This is a genomic window from Tenacibaculum aestuariivivum, assembly GCF_964507685.1.
GTDB classification, from domain to species: Bacteria; Bacteroidota; Bacteroidia; order Flavobacteriales; family Flavobacteriaceae; genus Polaribacter; species Polaribacter aestuariivivum.
In genome coordinates this window covers 366,303-380,664 of record NZ_OZ208414.1, presented here as the reverse complement: position 1 = coordinate 380,664, position 14,362 = coordinate 366,303, and the positions used below count along the sequence as shown (strand labels likewise).

Here is a 14,362-nt window from a genome sequence, read left to right as displayed (position 1 = left end):
CAAATAATTTTACATATTATATAAAATAAAAAAGCAACTCTTAAGAGTTGCTTTTTACATTTAATTATTTTAAAATTATCCTTTGTAAAAAGGTAATTTAACCACCTTTGCAGCTAGTTGTTTTTTACGAACTTGAATAAAAATATCAGAATCTAATTTTGAATTTTCTTTAGTAACGTATCCTAAACCAATTCCTTTTCCTAAAGAAGGACTCATAGTTCCAGAAGTAACACGACCAATTACAGCACCTTGAGCATCAACTATTTCATAGTCATGTCGAGGAATACCACGCTCAGTTAATTCAAAAGCTACTAATTTTTTAGTAACACCAGCTTCTTTTTGAGCCTTTAAAGCTTCAGCATTTACAAAGTCTTTTGTAAATTTGGTAATCCAACCTAAACCAGCTTCTAAAGGAGACGTTGTGTCATCAATATCATTACCATATAAACAATAACCCATTTCTAAACGTAAAGTATCACGAGCAGCTAAACCTATAGGTTTAATTCCCCAATCAGCACCCGCTTCAAAAACTTTTTTCCAAAGTTGTTCAACATCTTTATTTTTTACATAAATTTCAAATCCACCTGAACCAGTATAACCAGTAGCAGAAACTACTACGTTAGGAATTCCTGCAAAATCAGCAATTTCAAATGTATAAAACTTAATAGTTGATAAGTTTACAGATGTTAACGATTGCATAGCTTCTACAGCCTTAGGCCCTTGAATAGCTAATAAAGACCAGTCATCAGAACGATTTTCCATTTCAACTTTTAAATCATTATGCTTAGAAATCCAATTCCAATCCTTTTCAATGTTAGAAGCATTTACAACCAACATATACTCATTTTCAGCAATCATGTAAATAATTAAATCATCTACAATTCCTCCATCCGCATTTGGCATACAGCTATATTGTGCTTTACCAGGTGTTAATTTAGAAGCATCATTTGTGGCAATTTTTTGAATTAAAGCCAAAGCATTTTCTCCTTTTAAGAAAAACTCACCCATGTGACTTACATCAAAAACTCCAACCCCTTTTCTAACTGTTTCGTGTTCTATATTAATACCTTCGTATTGTACAGGCATGTTATAACCAGCAAAAGGAACTAATTTAGCACCTAGAGCTTCATGAATATGTGTTAATGCAGTATTTTTCATTTTAAAATTGTTTGTTTTAAAGTGTTGCTAAAATATTGAAAAAATGACAAATAAATAGCCTAATTAAGGTTAATATTTTAATGATTTATTACCTAAAATTATGTTAATGTTGTTTAATTTATACCCAAGAGTACTATATTTATTTTTTTAAAATTAAACAAATGAGATTTACTAAAAAAAACATCACTAATATTATATTTATAACAATAATATTATTATTGCTATACCCACCAACAAAAGTTTATTTTATACGATTAATTTCTTTTTCACCAGCTATAATTAAAACAGAAAAAAGTGTTAAGTTAAAACATTATAATTGGAATTTAAAAGGGCTAAATACTTCTGATATAAACTTTAATAGCACTAAAAACAATGTTGTTTTTATTAGTTTTTGGGCAACTTGGTGTCCGCCATGTATTGCTGAAATGCCTAGTATTCAAAAACTATATAATGATTATAAAAATCAAGTAACATTTATTCTTGTAACTAATGAAAACTGGAACACTGTTGATAAATATTATACTAAAAACCAGTATAACCTACCAACATATACAAATTCAAGTAATCCACCTCACGAATTAAAAGCAACATCAATACCAGCAACTTATATAATAAACAAGCAAGGAAATATAGTAACAGCTAAAAAGGGAGCTGCAAATTGGAATAGTACTAAAGTTAGAGCGTTATTAGATCAATTAATCAAGTAGAAACTTTATTTTTGCTTTTTTACATAAAATATGAGCCAACAGCAACCAAATAATCCGCTTCACGGAATAAAATTAGCAACCATGTTAGAAGAACTATATTTAGAATATGGTTGGGAAGAATTAGGAGAAATTTTAAAGATAAATGCTTTTAAAAATAACCCTACTTATAAATCAGGGTTAAAATTTTTAAGAACAACCCCTTGGGCAAGAGCTAAAGTTGAAAAATTATATTTAGACTACATAAGTTAAAAAACTATTTGAAGCTATTACCCGCTTTTAGCACTCGCTTTTTTTTGAAAAAAATAAAAAACAGCCCTTAAACAATTGCTGCAATCGGGGCTAGGCATTGTTACTAATTTATAAAAATAGTTATATAATATAAGCATAACAACACCTTACATATTTTTTTGAATTGTTGAGGTGTTTTTTTATAGAAGTATAATATAAATTCATGCATTTTTCTAATTAAGATCTAGTGATTTTTGTGTAGTTTTGATACGTTCAATTTTTTGCTACTTATTAAAAAAGGTTCTTAAAATAAAGGTGTATCAATAGTAAAATAAAAAAAAATACGATATATTTTACTCATTTCAACTGAAAAATTACTCGAAGTTACCATGTATTTCATCGACGTTATATTACCTATTCCACTACAAAAAACATTTACTTACTCTGTAAATGAAGCAGAATATTTGTTTCTTAAAAAAGGAATGCGAGTAGCCGTTTCATTTGGTAAAAGTAAAATTTACACAGCGTTAGTGTTTAATATTCATAAAAATGCACCTGAATTATATAAAGCAAAAGATATTCATCAAATTTTAGATGAACGCCCTATTGTAACTGAGCCACAGTTAAAACATTGGCAATGGATTTCGAGTTACTACATGTGTTCGTTAGGTGATGTTTATAGAGCGGCACTGCCATCGGCATTTATGCTAGAAAGTGAAACTATTATTTATAAAAATGAAACTTTCACAGATGAAACTTCTTTAACAGATGAAGAATTTTTAATTTTTGAAGCGCTACAAAATAGTTCTCAATTAACAATTCATGAAGTAGCTAATATAATAGGTAAAAAAACAGTTTTGCCTATTATTGATGCATTAATGCATAAACAAGTTGCTTTTATAAAAGAAGAAATTTATGAAACCTATAAACCAAAATTAGTAAAATATGTTCGTTTAAATACAATACATCAATCTAATGAAGCGCTTCAAAAATTACTAGAAGAACTCTCAAGAGCAAAAAAGCAACGAGAAGCAGTACTTACTTATTTTCAATTAGCAACTTCTAAAAAACCAATAAAAGCAAAAGAATTAGAAGAAAAATCAGGCGTATCATCATCAATATTAAAAGCATTAGTTGATAAAGAAATTTTTGAGTTTTATCAAATTAAAACAGATAGAATCAATTTTAAAGGAGAAACCAATCAAATAAAAGAATTAAATGAGTTTCAACAGCAATCTTTTAACGAAATTAAAACATCTTTCGAAACTCAAAACGTAACATTATTACACGGAGTTACAGGTTCAGGAAAAACAGAAATTTATGTAAAACTAATAAAAGAAGTTGTTGCAGAAGGAAAACAAGTATTGTTTTTACTACCAGAAATAGCTTTAACAACTCAAATAATTGCCAGATTGCAACGTTATTTTGGCGATTTTATATCTGTATTTCATTCAAAATATTCAATGAATGAACGTGTAGAGGTTTGGAATAATGTATTAGAAAACAAACCAAAAGCACAAATTATTTTAGGAGCTCGTTCATCTGGTTTTTTACCTTTTTCAAACCTAGGTTTAATAGTGGTTGATGAAGAGCATGAAACCTCTTATAAACAATTTGAACCATCACCAAGATATAACGCTCGTGATGCAGCCATTGTTTTAGGATATTTACATAAAGCAAAAGTGTTATTAGGTTCAGCAACCCCATCATTAGAAAGTTATTTTAATGCGAAACAACATAAATATGGTTTTGTTGAATTGACCCGACGTTTTGGAAATATTCAGCTTCCAAAAATTGAATTAATTGATGTAAAAGAAAAGCAACGAAAAAAGGAAATGAAAGGGTTGTTTTCAGATCGTTTATTAAAAATGATTAATGATGCTTTAGAGGTCAAAGAGCAAGTAATTTTATTTCAAAATCGCCGTGGTTTTTCTCCTGTTGTTGAATGTACTACTTGCGGAGTTGCTCCACAGTGCCCAAATTGCGATGTAAGCTTAACATTTCATAAATTTAGAAGAGAATTAAAATGTCATTATTGTAATTATCAACGCGCTATGCCTAATAATTGTGGTGCTTGTGGTAGTACAACCCTTGATACAAAAGGTTTTGGAACAGAACAAATTGAGTTAGAGTTAAAAACACTATTTCCTAATCATAATATCGGAAGAATGGATTTAGATACCACACGTGGTAAATATGGATATCAAAAGATAATTGGTGCTTTTGAAGCTCAAGAAATAGATATTTTAGTAGGAACGCAAATGTTATCAAAAGGATTAGATTTTGAAAACGTATCATTAGTAGGTATTTTAAGTGCTGATTCTATGTTAAATTTTCCAGATTTTAGAGCACATGAACGTGCGTATCAATTAATGGTTCAAGTATCGGGTAGGGCAGGACGTAGTAAAAAACAAGGTAACGTAGCTATACAAAGCTATAATCCACATCATCAAATATTGCAGCAAGTTTCTACAACTAATTATAGCCAAATGTATAAAGAACAATTGCAAGAACGTTGGCAGTTTCATTATCCACCGTATTATAGGTTAATTAAAATAACATTAAAACATAAAGATAATTTGCGTGTTGAAACAGGGGTAAATTGGTTAACAAAATCGTTGCAAAATGTTTTTGGAGAAAATGTATTAGGTCCAACAACACCAGCGGTATCTCGTGTTCGAAATTTATATATAAAAAACTTGGTTATTAAAATTCCGCCAAAACAATCATTAGGAAAAACAAAAGAACAAATACTTAAAGTTAAAAATACTTTTGAAGGGGTTAAAGATTTTAAGTCTATCCGTTTTATTATGGATGTAGATGCGTATTAAAAGTTTCTAATATCAACAATATCACCACTATTTAATTTATTATCAATATCTATTTTATAAATAGTATTTGCCACAAAATTAGGCGTATATAATTCTTTATTTTTCATTAAATCGATAAAACGCTGTACATTTTTAAAGTTGATTTTTTTTGTATCTCTGATTTGTGTTTGCATATCAGTAGCTACAACACCTGGATAAATTGCCACACATTTTACACCATTTTCTATTTCCGATTGTTCAGAAGCAATAGTTTTTGTCATCATATCAATTGCGGCTTTTGATGTACAATAAACACTCCAACCTTGATATGGTTTTTTGGCTGCGCCAGATGAAATATTGATAATTTGTTTTTTACAGGTTAATTGTGCTGTTTTTTTGATAAATAAACCTGATAAAATAAGTGGTGTAATAGTATTTAATTGAATAGATTTAGAAATGTCGTTTGCTTCTAAGTTTTCTAGATTAGCTATTTTACCTAATCTTCCAGCGTTATTAACTAACGTAATTGAAGTAATTTTCTGATTGATTATTGTTGTTAAAAGTGTTTTAAATGTATTTTCAGTTGCTTTAATGTCAGATAAATCAACAGAAATATGTTCTACATTTTTTACTTCGGATGAAGTTCTTGCTAAAGAAATTACCTGATAATTTTTAGAAGCATATTTTTTAGTCAATGCTTTTCCAATTCCTTTACTTCCGCCAGTTATTATTATAATATTCATAAAAAAATTAATTATCTAAAAAAGTTTTTATATCCAAAAGTAATACCTCTGTAAATAAGTCATTTTCATTTATGTGATGTGAATTTAATAACCACATTTCATATTTTTTATCCCAAAAATCCCCTCCTAAAGTGTAATCTAAATAGAAAACATTTAAATTATCAGTTGCAGCTTTATAGAATATATCTTTAACATCTTTAATGTCTTGTTGCATTTTAGAATATTGTTCATCTTCTGGAGCAGAATAAAGAATTAATTTAATATTATGCTCTTTACACATATTTATTATTGATTTAAAATCTTTTAATAAAAGTTGATTTATACCCGCAATATGGTTAGGGAAAACAACTTCAAAATCTTTTATATTAAATAAATATTCTTTCGAAAAAGGTGTTTTTTCTATAAACTTATCATTATAAGATATATATGTTTTTTCTGTTCTAATCAAATTAATTAAATTCTTGTATGTTGCAGATGCAATTTTACTATTTATTTCGGGATAATAGTCAAAATAATTTTTCCATAATCGATAATCTTTTATAAATAAATCGCCAGATATACCATGGAAATGAGTTCGTTTTTTATTAAAAGTAAACCAAGAAACTTCTAATAAAACTAATTTAGGTTTTTGAAGGTATTTATTTAAATAAGACTCTAATATTAATTTAGAAATTGATATGTTAGCAGAAGAATAACCTAGTATTGCTGATTTAAGCCCTGTTTTTTGGTCTAATTTTTCTTTATCTATAGATGATAGCAGTTTACTATTTCCTAAAGCGATTAGTTCCACATCTTTTTTGTTAAAAGCTTTATTAAATTCATTAGAATAATACATTTTTGAAGGAGTATATTTATGAAGTCTATCCATCATAAATAATAATATTATTATTATAAAAATAGGGATAGCACTAAATAGTATTATTTTTAATAAAAATTTCTTCATTTAGTATCGTCTTTAAAATTGAAAATAAATAAATTTTTGTTCTCTTCCTCCAAATAAAAAGATAGCTAAAATAATGGCATAATAGATTACGTATCTTAAAGTGATACTTTTTTTAAGTTTTAAATTTGCAATTGCATATTGACCATATCTACCTTTCCATTCAATTAATACAAAAATTAGAATAAGAATTAATATTTTATAAGCTCTTTCTACTCCTTCAAAATTAGGCATTGTAAAAAGGCTTGCTGAAAAGATTTCAGAAATATAATTTATCGCATGTTTAATGTTGTTTGCTCTGAAAAATATCCAAGAAAAAACGGTTAACGTAAAGGTTAATAGTATAGATAAAAAAACTTTTATATTGAAAAGTAGTTTTCCTTGTACTATTATTTCTATATTATTACGGTTATTATTAGTTAACAAAAGCGGAAGAAAATAAATAGCATTTAATACCCCCCAAGCAATAAATGTCCAGTTTGCTCCATGCCAAAAACCACTTACAATAAAAATAATAAATGTATTTCTTATTTTTTTCCAAGTTCCTCCTTGGCTACCACCCAAAGGAATATAAACATAATCTCTAAACCAAGTTGATAATGAAATATGCCAATGCCTCCAGAATTCGGCAATATCTCTTGAAAAATAGGGGAAGTTGAAATTTCTAGATAAATCAAAACCAAAAAGCCGTGAAGTTCCAATCGCAATATCTGAATAGCCTGAAAAATCTCCATAAATTTGAAAAGTAAAAAAGAATGCTCCAATAATTAATGTACTACCAGAATAATCATCTGAATTATTGAATATTAAATTTGCATATTCGGCACAATTATCAGCAATTACAATTTTCTTAAATAAACCCCAAAGTATTTGTCGCATTCCATCAACGGCTTTTAAATAATTAAAAGTTCGTTTTTTATAAAACTGAGGAAGTAAATGTGTTGCTCTTTCAATAGGGCCAGCAACTAATTGAGGAAAAAAACTAACAAATGCTGAAAAAGCGATAAAATCTTTTGTAGGTTCAAGTTTTCTTTTATATACATCAATTGTATAACTAAGGGTTTGGAATGTATAAAAACTAATCCCTACAGGTAAAATAATATTTAACGAATTTGCTTTTATTTCAGTATTAAAAAAAGAAAAAGCTGTTATAAAGTTGTCTAAAAAAAAATTATAATATTTGAAAAAACCAAGAAATCCTAAGTTTACTACTATACTAGTCCATAAAAGTATTTTTCTGTTAGTTTGGTTATTTTCAGTTTTTAGTTTTCTTCCGATTGAATAGTCAATTATTGTACTAAATAAAATTAAAGATAAAAATCGCCAGTCCCACCAACCATAAAATAAATAACTAGCACTAACAATTAGAAAATTTTGTAATTTTAGGTTTTTATTTGTAATAAACCAATAAAATATAAATATTATTGGTAAAAAAATAGCAAAGTCAATTGAGTTGAAAATCATTTATGATTATTGATAAGTATTTTATTTTTTTTGAAAAATTTGTGAAATAGTTGAGTTTTTTGTGAAAATTATTACTTAAAAAACTCTTTTGATTTTTCCCAATACACATCCATTTCTGTTAATGACATATCAGAAAGTTCTTTGCCTTCTTTTCTAGCTGCTTCTTCTAAAAATTGAAAACGATTGATGAATTTTTTATTTGTTTTTTCTAAAGCATTTTCAGGGTTTACTTTAATAAAACGTGCGTAATTAATCAATGAAAATAACACATCTCCAAACTCTTTTTCGATATTTTCTTTATTATTGGCTTTTATCTCTTCGTTTAGTTCTGAAATTTCTTCTTGAACTTTTTCCCAAACCTGTTGAGGTTCTTCCCAATCGAAACCAACGCCTGCAACTTTTTCTTGAATTCTACTAGCTTTTACTAAGGCAGGTAAACTTTTAGGAACTCCTTCTAAAACGGAAATTTTACCTTCTTTTAGCTTTAGTTTTTCCCAGTTTCGTTTTACTTCTTCTTCGTCTTTAACGACAACATCACCATAAATATGAGGATGACGATGAATTAATTTATCAGCAATAGAATTTGCTACATCGGCAATATCAAAAGCCTTTTTTTCGCTTCCTATTTTAGCATAAAAGACGATGTGTAATAACACATCGCCTAATTCTTTTTTAATCTCTTCTAAATCGTTATTTAAAATAGCGTCTGCTAACTCATAAGTTTCTTCAATCGTTAAATGACGCAAACTTTCTAAAGTTTGTTTTTTATCCCAAGGACACTTCTTTCGAAGCTCATCCATAATATCTAACAATCTATTAAAAGCCTCTAATTGTTCCTTACGAGTATTCATAAATTATTTAGCTTCTTCGGTAGTTGTAACTTTATCTAGAGTACTAAAATCAAAACTAGCATTTACTAGTATGTTATACCATTGAAGTACTTTTTTAATATTAGATACATATACGCGTTCTTCATCAAAACCAGGTAAAACCTCTGCAAAATAAGCAGTTAATTTAGCATTACTTTCTTTGTGTGATACACCTTGTTTACTATCTTCTTTATCAGCAATATTTTTAAGTACTATTGCTAATGGTACTTCTTCTTCGTAGGTGTAAATTGCTATGTTTTCTAATAAGCTTACGTTATGAGTAGCGGCAATTGGAAAACGTTTACCATCTGTAATTGATCTTACAATTACTCCTGTTTTTGTTTGAGATATAATTTCAAATAAACCTGGTTTACCGGTAACTGCTATAATTTTTTTAAATTCCATTTTGTTATATTTTTAGTGTCTTAGTAGACTATTTTTTTTTGGCATTCGGAAAACGCATTCTGTAACCTGCGTCTACTTTTCCTTTTGAAATATTTTCTAATTTCTTTTTTATTAAACGCTTTTTTAATGACGAAAGTTTGTCAGTAAATAAAATACCGTCAATATGGTCGTATTCATGCTGAAAAACACGTGCTGCCAAACCTGTTAAGACCTGGGTATGCTTTTCAAAATTTTCATCTTGATATTCGATAGTAATTTTTTCTTGACGAAAAACATCTTCACGAACATTAGGTATACTTAAACAGCCTTCATTAAAAGCCCATTCATCACCTTCTTCTTTAATAATTTTTGCATTGATAAATACATGATTAAAGTTTGCTAAAGCTTTACGATCTTGTTCACTTAAGTCTTCATCATCAGCAAAAGGAGAAGCATCAATTAAAAATAAACGAATGTCTTTTCCTATTTGTGGTGCTGCTAATCCAACACCTTGTGCATTATACATTGTTTCTTTCATATCGGCAATTAATTTTTCTAACTGCGGATATTCTTTATCGATTTCTGTTCCTACTTTACGTAATACGGGGTCTCCGTATGCTACAATGGGTAAAATCATGTGTTTTTTAATTTTAAGGTCACGAAAATACAAAGAATCGTTTGTCTATAAAACTATTTGTTATATAAATACGACTGTAAAATGATTGTAGCGCTTATTTCATCAACTAAAGCTTTGTTTTGGCGCTGTTTTTTGTTTAGTCCACTATCAATCATTGTTTGAAAAGCCATTCTTGAGGTAAAACGTTCGTCTTCTCTTTTGATAGGAATATTAGGTATTGACTTTGCCATTTTTTGTAAAAAAGGAAGTATTAATGCTTCACTTTCGCTATCAGAATTATCCATTTGCTTTGGTTTTCCGATAATAAATAATTCAACGTTCTCTTTTTTAATATAGTTTTTTAAAAACGGAATTAATTCTTTAGTATTAACTGTGGTTAATCCTGATGCAATAATTTGTAATTCATCTGTAACAGCAATTCCTGTTCTTTTTTTACCAAAATCTATGGCTAAAACTCTTCCCAAAATTATTTATTTTTTACGAAAATAAAGTTTAAACTGGTATAATGGGTATTTATTTTATTATTTATAATAAATGAGAATAGGTTATTGCTATAGTTTTATATTAGTCTAGCCCCGATTGTAGCGTTTGTTTGAGCTCCTCGCAGAGAGCGAGTGCGTAAAGCGATAAACAGCTTCTAGTATTTTTATAGCCTTATAATAACTCAATTAATATGTGTAATTTAAACAAGAAAAAAATATTTGTTTAATATAATAGATCTTAGCATAAGATAGCAAGAGACATTTTATATTTGTAGAAAATTATAAAGATGACAGAATTACAAGCTATTATAGAAAAAGCGTGGAACAATCGTGATTTATTAAAAGAGGAAAATACGATTAACGCGATTAGAAAGGTGGTTGATTTATTAGATTCGGGTGTGTTGCGTGTAGCTGAACCTACTGATAATGGATGGCAAGTAAATGAATGGGTAAAAAAAGGTGTTGTTTTATACTTTCCTATTCAAAAAATGGAAACTTTAGAAGCGGGTATTTTTGAATATCATGATAAAATTCCATTAAAAAGAAATTTTGCTGAAAAAGGAATTAGAGTAGTGCCAAATGCAGTTGCACGTCATGGAGCATATATTTCAGCAGGAACAATTTTAATGCCTAGTTATGTAAATATTGGTGCTTATGTTGATGAGGGTACTATGGTTGATACTTGGGCAACGGTTGGTTCTTGTGCACAGATTGGTAAAAACGTACATTTATCTGGTGGTGTAGGAATTGGTGGTGTTTTAGAACCATTACAAGCAGCTCCTGTAATTATAGAAGACGGTGCTTTTATTGGTTCTCGTTGTATTGTTGTTGAAGGTGTTAGAGTAGAAAAAGAGGCTGTTTTAGGGGCTAATGTTGTTTTAACAATGAGTACTAAAATTATTGATGTTACTGGTGATACACCTATTGAAATGAAAGGGGTTGTACCTGCTCGTTCAGTAGTTATTCCGGGTAGTTATACTAAGAAATTTGCAGCTGGTGAGTTTCAAGTTCCTTGTGCTTTAATTATTGGTAAACGTAAAGAGAGTACGAATAAGAAAACTTCATTAAATGATGCACTTCGTGAGTATGATGTAGCGGTTTAATATTTTTAATACATTATATTTATTGAAAAACGCCCAACTTATTGTGTTTGGGCGTTTTTTTATTGATGTTTTTTAATAATTCCATAATCAGTCCAAGTAACTTTTTGTGTTCGGGTGTGTTTTCTAATCGAATTGTTTAGTTTCCAACTTTCAGGGTTTGCATAGCCTCTTGGGTGGTCTAAATGTATAGTAATAGCACTATACCTTATTTGTTTTGGTTTTATACCAAAGTTTATTAGTCTTTCTCCTAGCTCAACATCCAATCCGCCGTATTGCATACGTTCATCAAAACCATTTATAGCAATAATATCCTTTTTCCAACCAGATGAGTTGGCTCCATTCCAAGTTGGTCTTGTTGGTGTAAAATTATTTAATAATTTTTGTTTTAGCCCTTTAGCGGTTAGTTTATTGTTTTTAAAACTCTTTTTTAACCCATGTTTAGTTAGCCAATTAATATCAAAGCATTGTTGAGACTTAATGTGATTTTCATTTATTAATTCTGAAATATTCATAGGGAGTTTAAAATAAGCTCCTGATAAATAATAACCTTTTTCGCTATTTTTGGCATGTGTTTCAACAAAATCTTTTCTAGGAATACAATCTCCATCAGAAATAATAAGGTAGTCACCATTACTTTTTAAAATGGCTTTATTTAAAATAATAGTTTTTTGAAAGCCATTATCTTTATGCCATACGTGTATTATGTTATATGATACTTGTGTTTTTAAAACATCAATAAGCTCTTTTGTTTCTTTTTTTGAACCATCATCAGCAATAACCAATTCAAAGTTTAAATAAGTTTGTTGGTTATACCCCCAAATAACTTTTTGTAACCATTCTGTTGAGTTATAGGTGGTTATAATTATTGATATTTTAGTAGTTTGCATAGAAAAAATTTAAAGTCAAAAGTAATAATGATTATTTTAATTATATTATTTTTGAGCAAAATATTTAAGACTTTATTATAGACTTTATCAACTTTTTAAGTTGCCTAATAATATATAAAGGTAGTATTAGTGTTAATAAATAATCAATTAAATGAAAGTTTTTAAAGAATTACCAAAATCTATCTATTATTCTTTGTATTTACGATTACAAACGGTTACTAGTTTAACAAAAAATAAAACAGCATTACCTGTAATAGTATCATTAACTTCCATACCTGAAAGATTAAATAATTTAGACTTGGTTATTAAAAGTATTTTAAACCAAGATAAAATAGTACCATCTAAAATTATATTATGGTTACATAATGATTTAAAAGATAAAATACCTAATAAATTATCAAAATTAGAGAGTGTTTATTTTGAAATTAAATATTCAGATTTAAAATGTTCACATAGAAAATTAATACATTCCTTAAATGAATATCCTAATATGCCTATTATAACATGTGATGATGATTTAATATATAGGGAAGATTTTATAGTAAAATTATATGAAGAACATTTAAAGTATCCAAATGATATTATAGGTAACGGAGTTAAGCAAATAAAAATTAATAACAATGGTAGTTATGAACCTTATGTAAATTGGGGTTTTAAAAAACAAAATTCCAATTATAATTGTTTATTACCTATTGGAGCATGGGGAATTTTTTACCCTGTTAATTCTATGCCTAAAAAAATTCATGATATTGATTTATTTATGCAGTTGGCACCAAAAGCAGATGATTTATGGTTTAAAGCAATGTCTTTAACAAATAATGTAATTTCTAGAGAATCTTTAAATAAACCAAAAAGCCCTATTCCAATTATAGGTTCTCAAAAAGTTTCTTTACAGCAAGAAAATGTTAAGAAAAAGAAAAATGAAGTACAATGGTTGGCTTTATCTAATTTCTTTAATTTAGATAAAATTTTATTAACTAAAGAAACAAAAAATTAAAATAAACTCGATTATTTTTTATTTAAATCAAGGAAAATAGGATGAATAGAACAGTATTACGTTTTTTAAAGAAAATGACTTTTTTACCACAAAAAATATTCTTGCCATTTTTATATGAATATTTTACCCAAAAGAAATTAAATTTAGATAATCCTATTGAGTTTAATGAGAAAATTCAATGGTATAAAATGTATTATCAACCTAAAATTTTAAATACATTAGTTGATAAATATGCCGTAAGAGAATTTGTAAAAGAAAAAATTGGTGCAAAATATTTAAACGAATGTTATGGCGTTTATAATTCATTTTCTGAAATTAATTTTGATAAATTGCCAAATAAATTTGTACTAAAAGGTGTACATGCTAGTAGTTATAACATCATTTGTAAAGATAAAAATAACTTAGATTTAGCAAAAGTTAAGAAAAGTATTAGAAAATGGCAATCGACAAATCAATATTATAGAACGGGGCAAGAATGGGCATATAAAGATGTAAAACCTCGAATTATTGCTGAAAAATTCATGAAAGATGAAAATAGAGATTCTTTAACTGATTATAAATTTTATTGTTTTAATGGCAAACCTGCTTTTTTTGAGGTGCATTTAGATAGAGAAAAAAACCATAAAAATGCTTTTTATGATTTTGATTTTAAAAAATTACCTTTTTCAGATTCACCAATTGATAAACTTATTGAAGAGGATTTCGAAAAACCTAAAACATTACAGAAAATGATTGAACTTGCATGGAAATTATCCGTAGGGCTTCCTTTTGTACGGATAGATTTTTACTCAGTAAAAGATAAAGTTATTTTTGGTGAAATGACATTTTATCCAGGAGATGGAAGAAAAGATTTTTATCCTGATAAATATAATAGAATAATAGGTGATATGTTTAAATTACCTAAATTAAAAGGAAAACAAGTTATTACAGAGTTTAGAAGTAATTAATTTAAG

15 protein-coding genes are annotated in these 14,362 nt (G+C 27.9%); 6 read left to right on the top strand and 9 right to left on the bottom strand.

Features of this window, described 5'->3' with window-relative positions:
* Positions 1–75: 75 nt before the first annotated feature.
* Complete coding sequence (gene gcvT, locus ACN5J4_RS01575) at positions 76–1,158, bottom strand: glycine cleavage system aminomethyltransferase GcvT (protein ID WP_418650417.1); 1,083 nt, start codon at positions 1,156–1,158, stop codon at positions 76–78.
* Between the two features lie 161 nt (positions 1,159–1,319).
* On the opposite strand from gcvT, the gene ACN5J4_RS01570 reads away from it, so the two are divergent.
* From ACN5J4_RS01570 to priA, 3 genes are all read left to right on the top strand, one after another.
* Entirely contained in the window at positions 1,320–1,865 is a 546-nt protein-coding gene (locus ACN5J4_RS01570) for a TlpA family protein disulfide reductase (protein ID WP_418650416.1), read from the top strand.
* Between the two features lie 30 nt (positions 1,866–1,895).
* Positions 1,896–2,114, top strand: a complete 219-nt coding sequence (locus ACN5J4_RS01565) for a VF530 family DNA-binding protein (protein ID WP_418650415.1) — start codon at positions 1,896–1,898, stop codon at positions 2,112–2,114.
* A 368-nt stretch (positions 2,115–2,482) separates the two neighbouring features.
* The gene (gene priA / locus ACN5J4_RS01560) at positions 2,483–4,924 is read left to right on the top strand and encodes a replication restart helicase PriA (protein WP_418650414.1); all 2,442 of its coding nucleotides are present in this window, start codon (positions 2,483–2,485) and stop codon (positions 4,922–4,924) included.
* On the opposite strand, the gene ACN5J4_RS01555 is transcribed toward priA, so the two are convergent.
* The 7 genes from ACN5J4_RS01555 to ruvX all read right to left on the bottom strand — a co-directional run bounded on the left by ACN5J4_RS01555 (position 4,921) and on the right by ruvX (position 10,404).
* On the bottom strand, positions 4,921–5,646 hold the full coding sequence (locus ACN5J4_RS01555) for an SDR family NAD(P)-dependent oxidoreductase (protein WP_418650413.1): 726 nt from the start codon (positions 5,644–5,646) through the stop codon (positions 4,921–4,923). The genes priA and ACN5J4_RS01555 overlap by 4 nt on opposite strands.
* Positions 5,647–5,653: 7 nt before the next feature.
* The gene (locus ACN5J4_RS01550) at positions 5,654–6,589 is read right to left on the bottom strand and encodes a hypothetical protein (protein ID WP_418650412.1); all 936 of its coding nucleotides are present in this window, start codon (positions 6,587–6,589) and stop codon (positions 5,654–5,656) included.
* A 12-nt stretch (positions 6,590–6,601) separates the two neighbouring features.
* On the bottom strand, positions 6,602–8,050 hold the full coding sequence (locus tag ACN5J4_RS01545) for an MBOAT family O-acyltransferase (RefSeq protein WP_418650411.1): 1,449 nt from the start codon (positions 8,048–8,050) through the stop codon (positions 6,602–6,604).
* Between the two features lie 71 nt (positions 8,051–8,121).
* On the bottom strand, positions 8,122–8,901 hold the full coding sequence (gene mazG / locus ACN5J4_RS01540; protein ID WP_418650410.1) for a nucleoside triphosphate pyrophosphohydrolase: 780 nt from the start codon (positions 8,899–8,901) through the stop codon (positions 8,122–8,124).
* A 3-nt stretch (positions 8,902–8,904) separates the two neighbouring features.
* Entirely contained in the window at positions 8,905–9,324 is a 420-nt protein-coding gene (locus tag ACN5J4_RS01535) for a DUF5606 domain-containing protein (RefSeq protein WP_418650409.1), read from the bottom strand.
* 28 nt (positions 9,325–9,352) lie between these two features.
* Complete coding sequence (gene def, locus ACN5J4_RS01530; protein WP_418650408.1) at positions 9,353–9,940, bottom strand: peptide deformylase; 588 nt, start codon at positions 9,938–9,940, stop codon at positions 9,353–9,355.
* 53 nt (positions 9,941–9,993) lie between these two features.
* A complete protein-coding gene (gene ruvX, locus ACN5J4_RS01525; RefSeq protein WP_418650407.1) occupies positions 9,994–10,404 on the bottom strand; it encodes a Holliday junction resolvase RuvX in 411 nt (136 codons plus the stop codon).
* A gap of 305 nt (positions 10,405–10,709) precedes the next feature.
* Here ruvX and ACN5J4_RS01520 point away from each other — a divergent pair, with 305 nt between their 5' ends.
* On the top strand, positions 10,710–11,525 hold the full coding sequence (locus ACN5J4_RS01520) for a 2,3,4,5-tetrahydropyridine-2,6-dicarboxylate N-succinyltransferase (protein ID WP_418650406.1): 816 nt from the start codon (positions 10,710–10,712) through the stop codon (positions 11,523–11,525).
* 59 nt (positions 11,526–11,584) lie between these two features.
* Here the strand turns inward: ACN5J4_RS01520 and ACN5J4_RS01515 are convergent, their stop codons facing one another.
* On the bottom strand, positions 11,585–12,412 hold the full coding sequence (locus ACN5J4_RS01515) for a glycosyltransferase family 2 protein (protein ID WP_418650405.1): 828 nt from the start codon (positions 12,410–12,412) through the stop codon (positions 11,585–11,587).
* Positions 12,413–12,563: 151 nt separating this feature from the next.
* On the opposite strand from ACN5J4_RS01515, the gene ACN5J4_RS01510 reads away from it, so the two are divergent.
* Complete coding sequence (locus ACN5J4_RS01510) at positions 12,564–13,409, top strand: glycosyl transferase (protein ID WP_418650404.1); 846 nt, start codon at positions 12,564–12,566, stop codon at positions 13,407–13,409.
* A gap of 41 nt (positions 13,410–13,450) precedes the next feature.
* Positions 13,451–14,356 carry an ATP-grasp fold amidoligase family protein gene (locus tag ACN5J4_RS01505; protein ID WP_418650403.1) on the top strand — a complete coding sequence of 302 codons (906 nt, stop codon included), beginning with the start codon at positions 13,451–13,453 and terminating at the stop codon, positions 14,354–14,356.
* Positions 14,357–14,362: the final 6 nt, after the last annotated feature.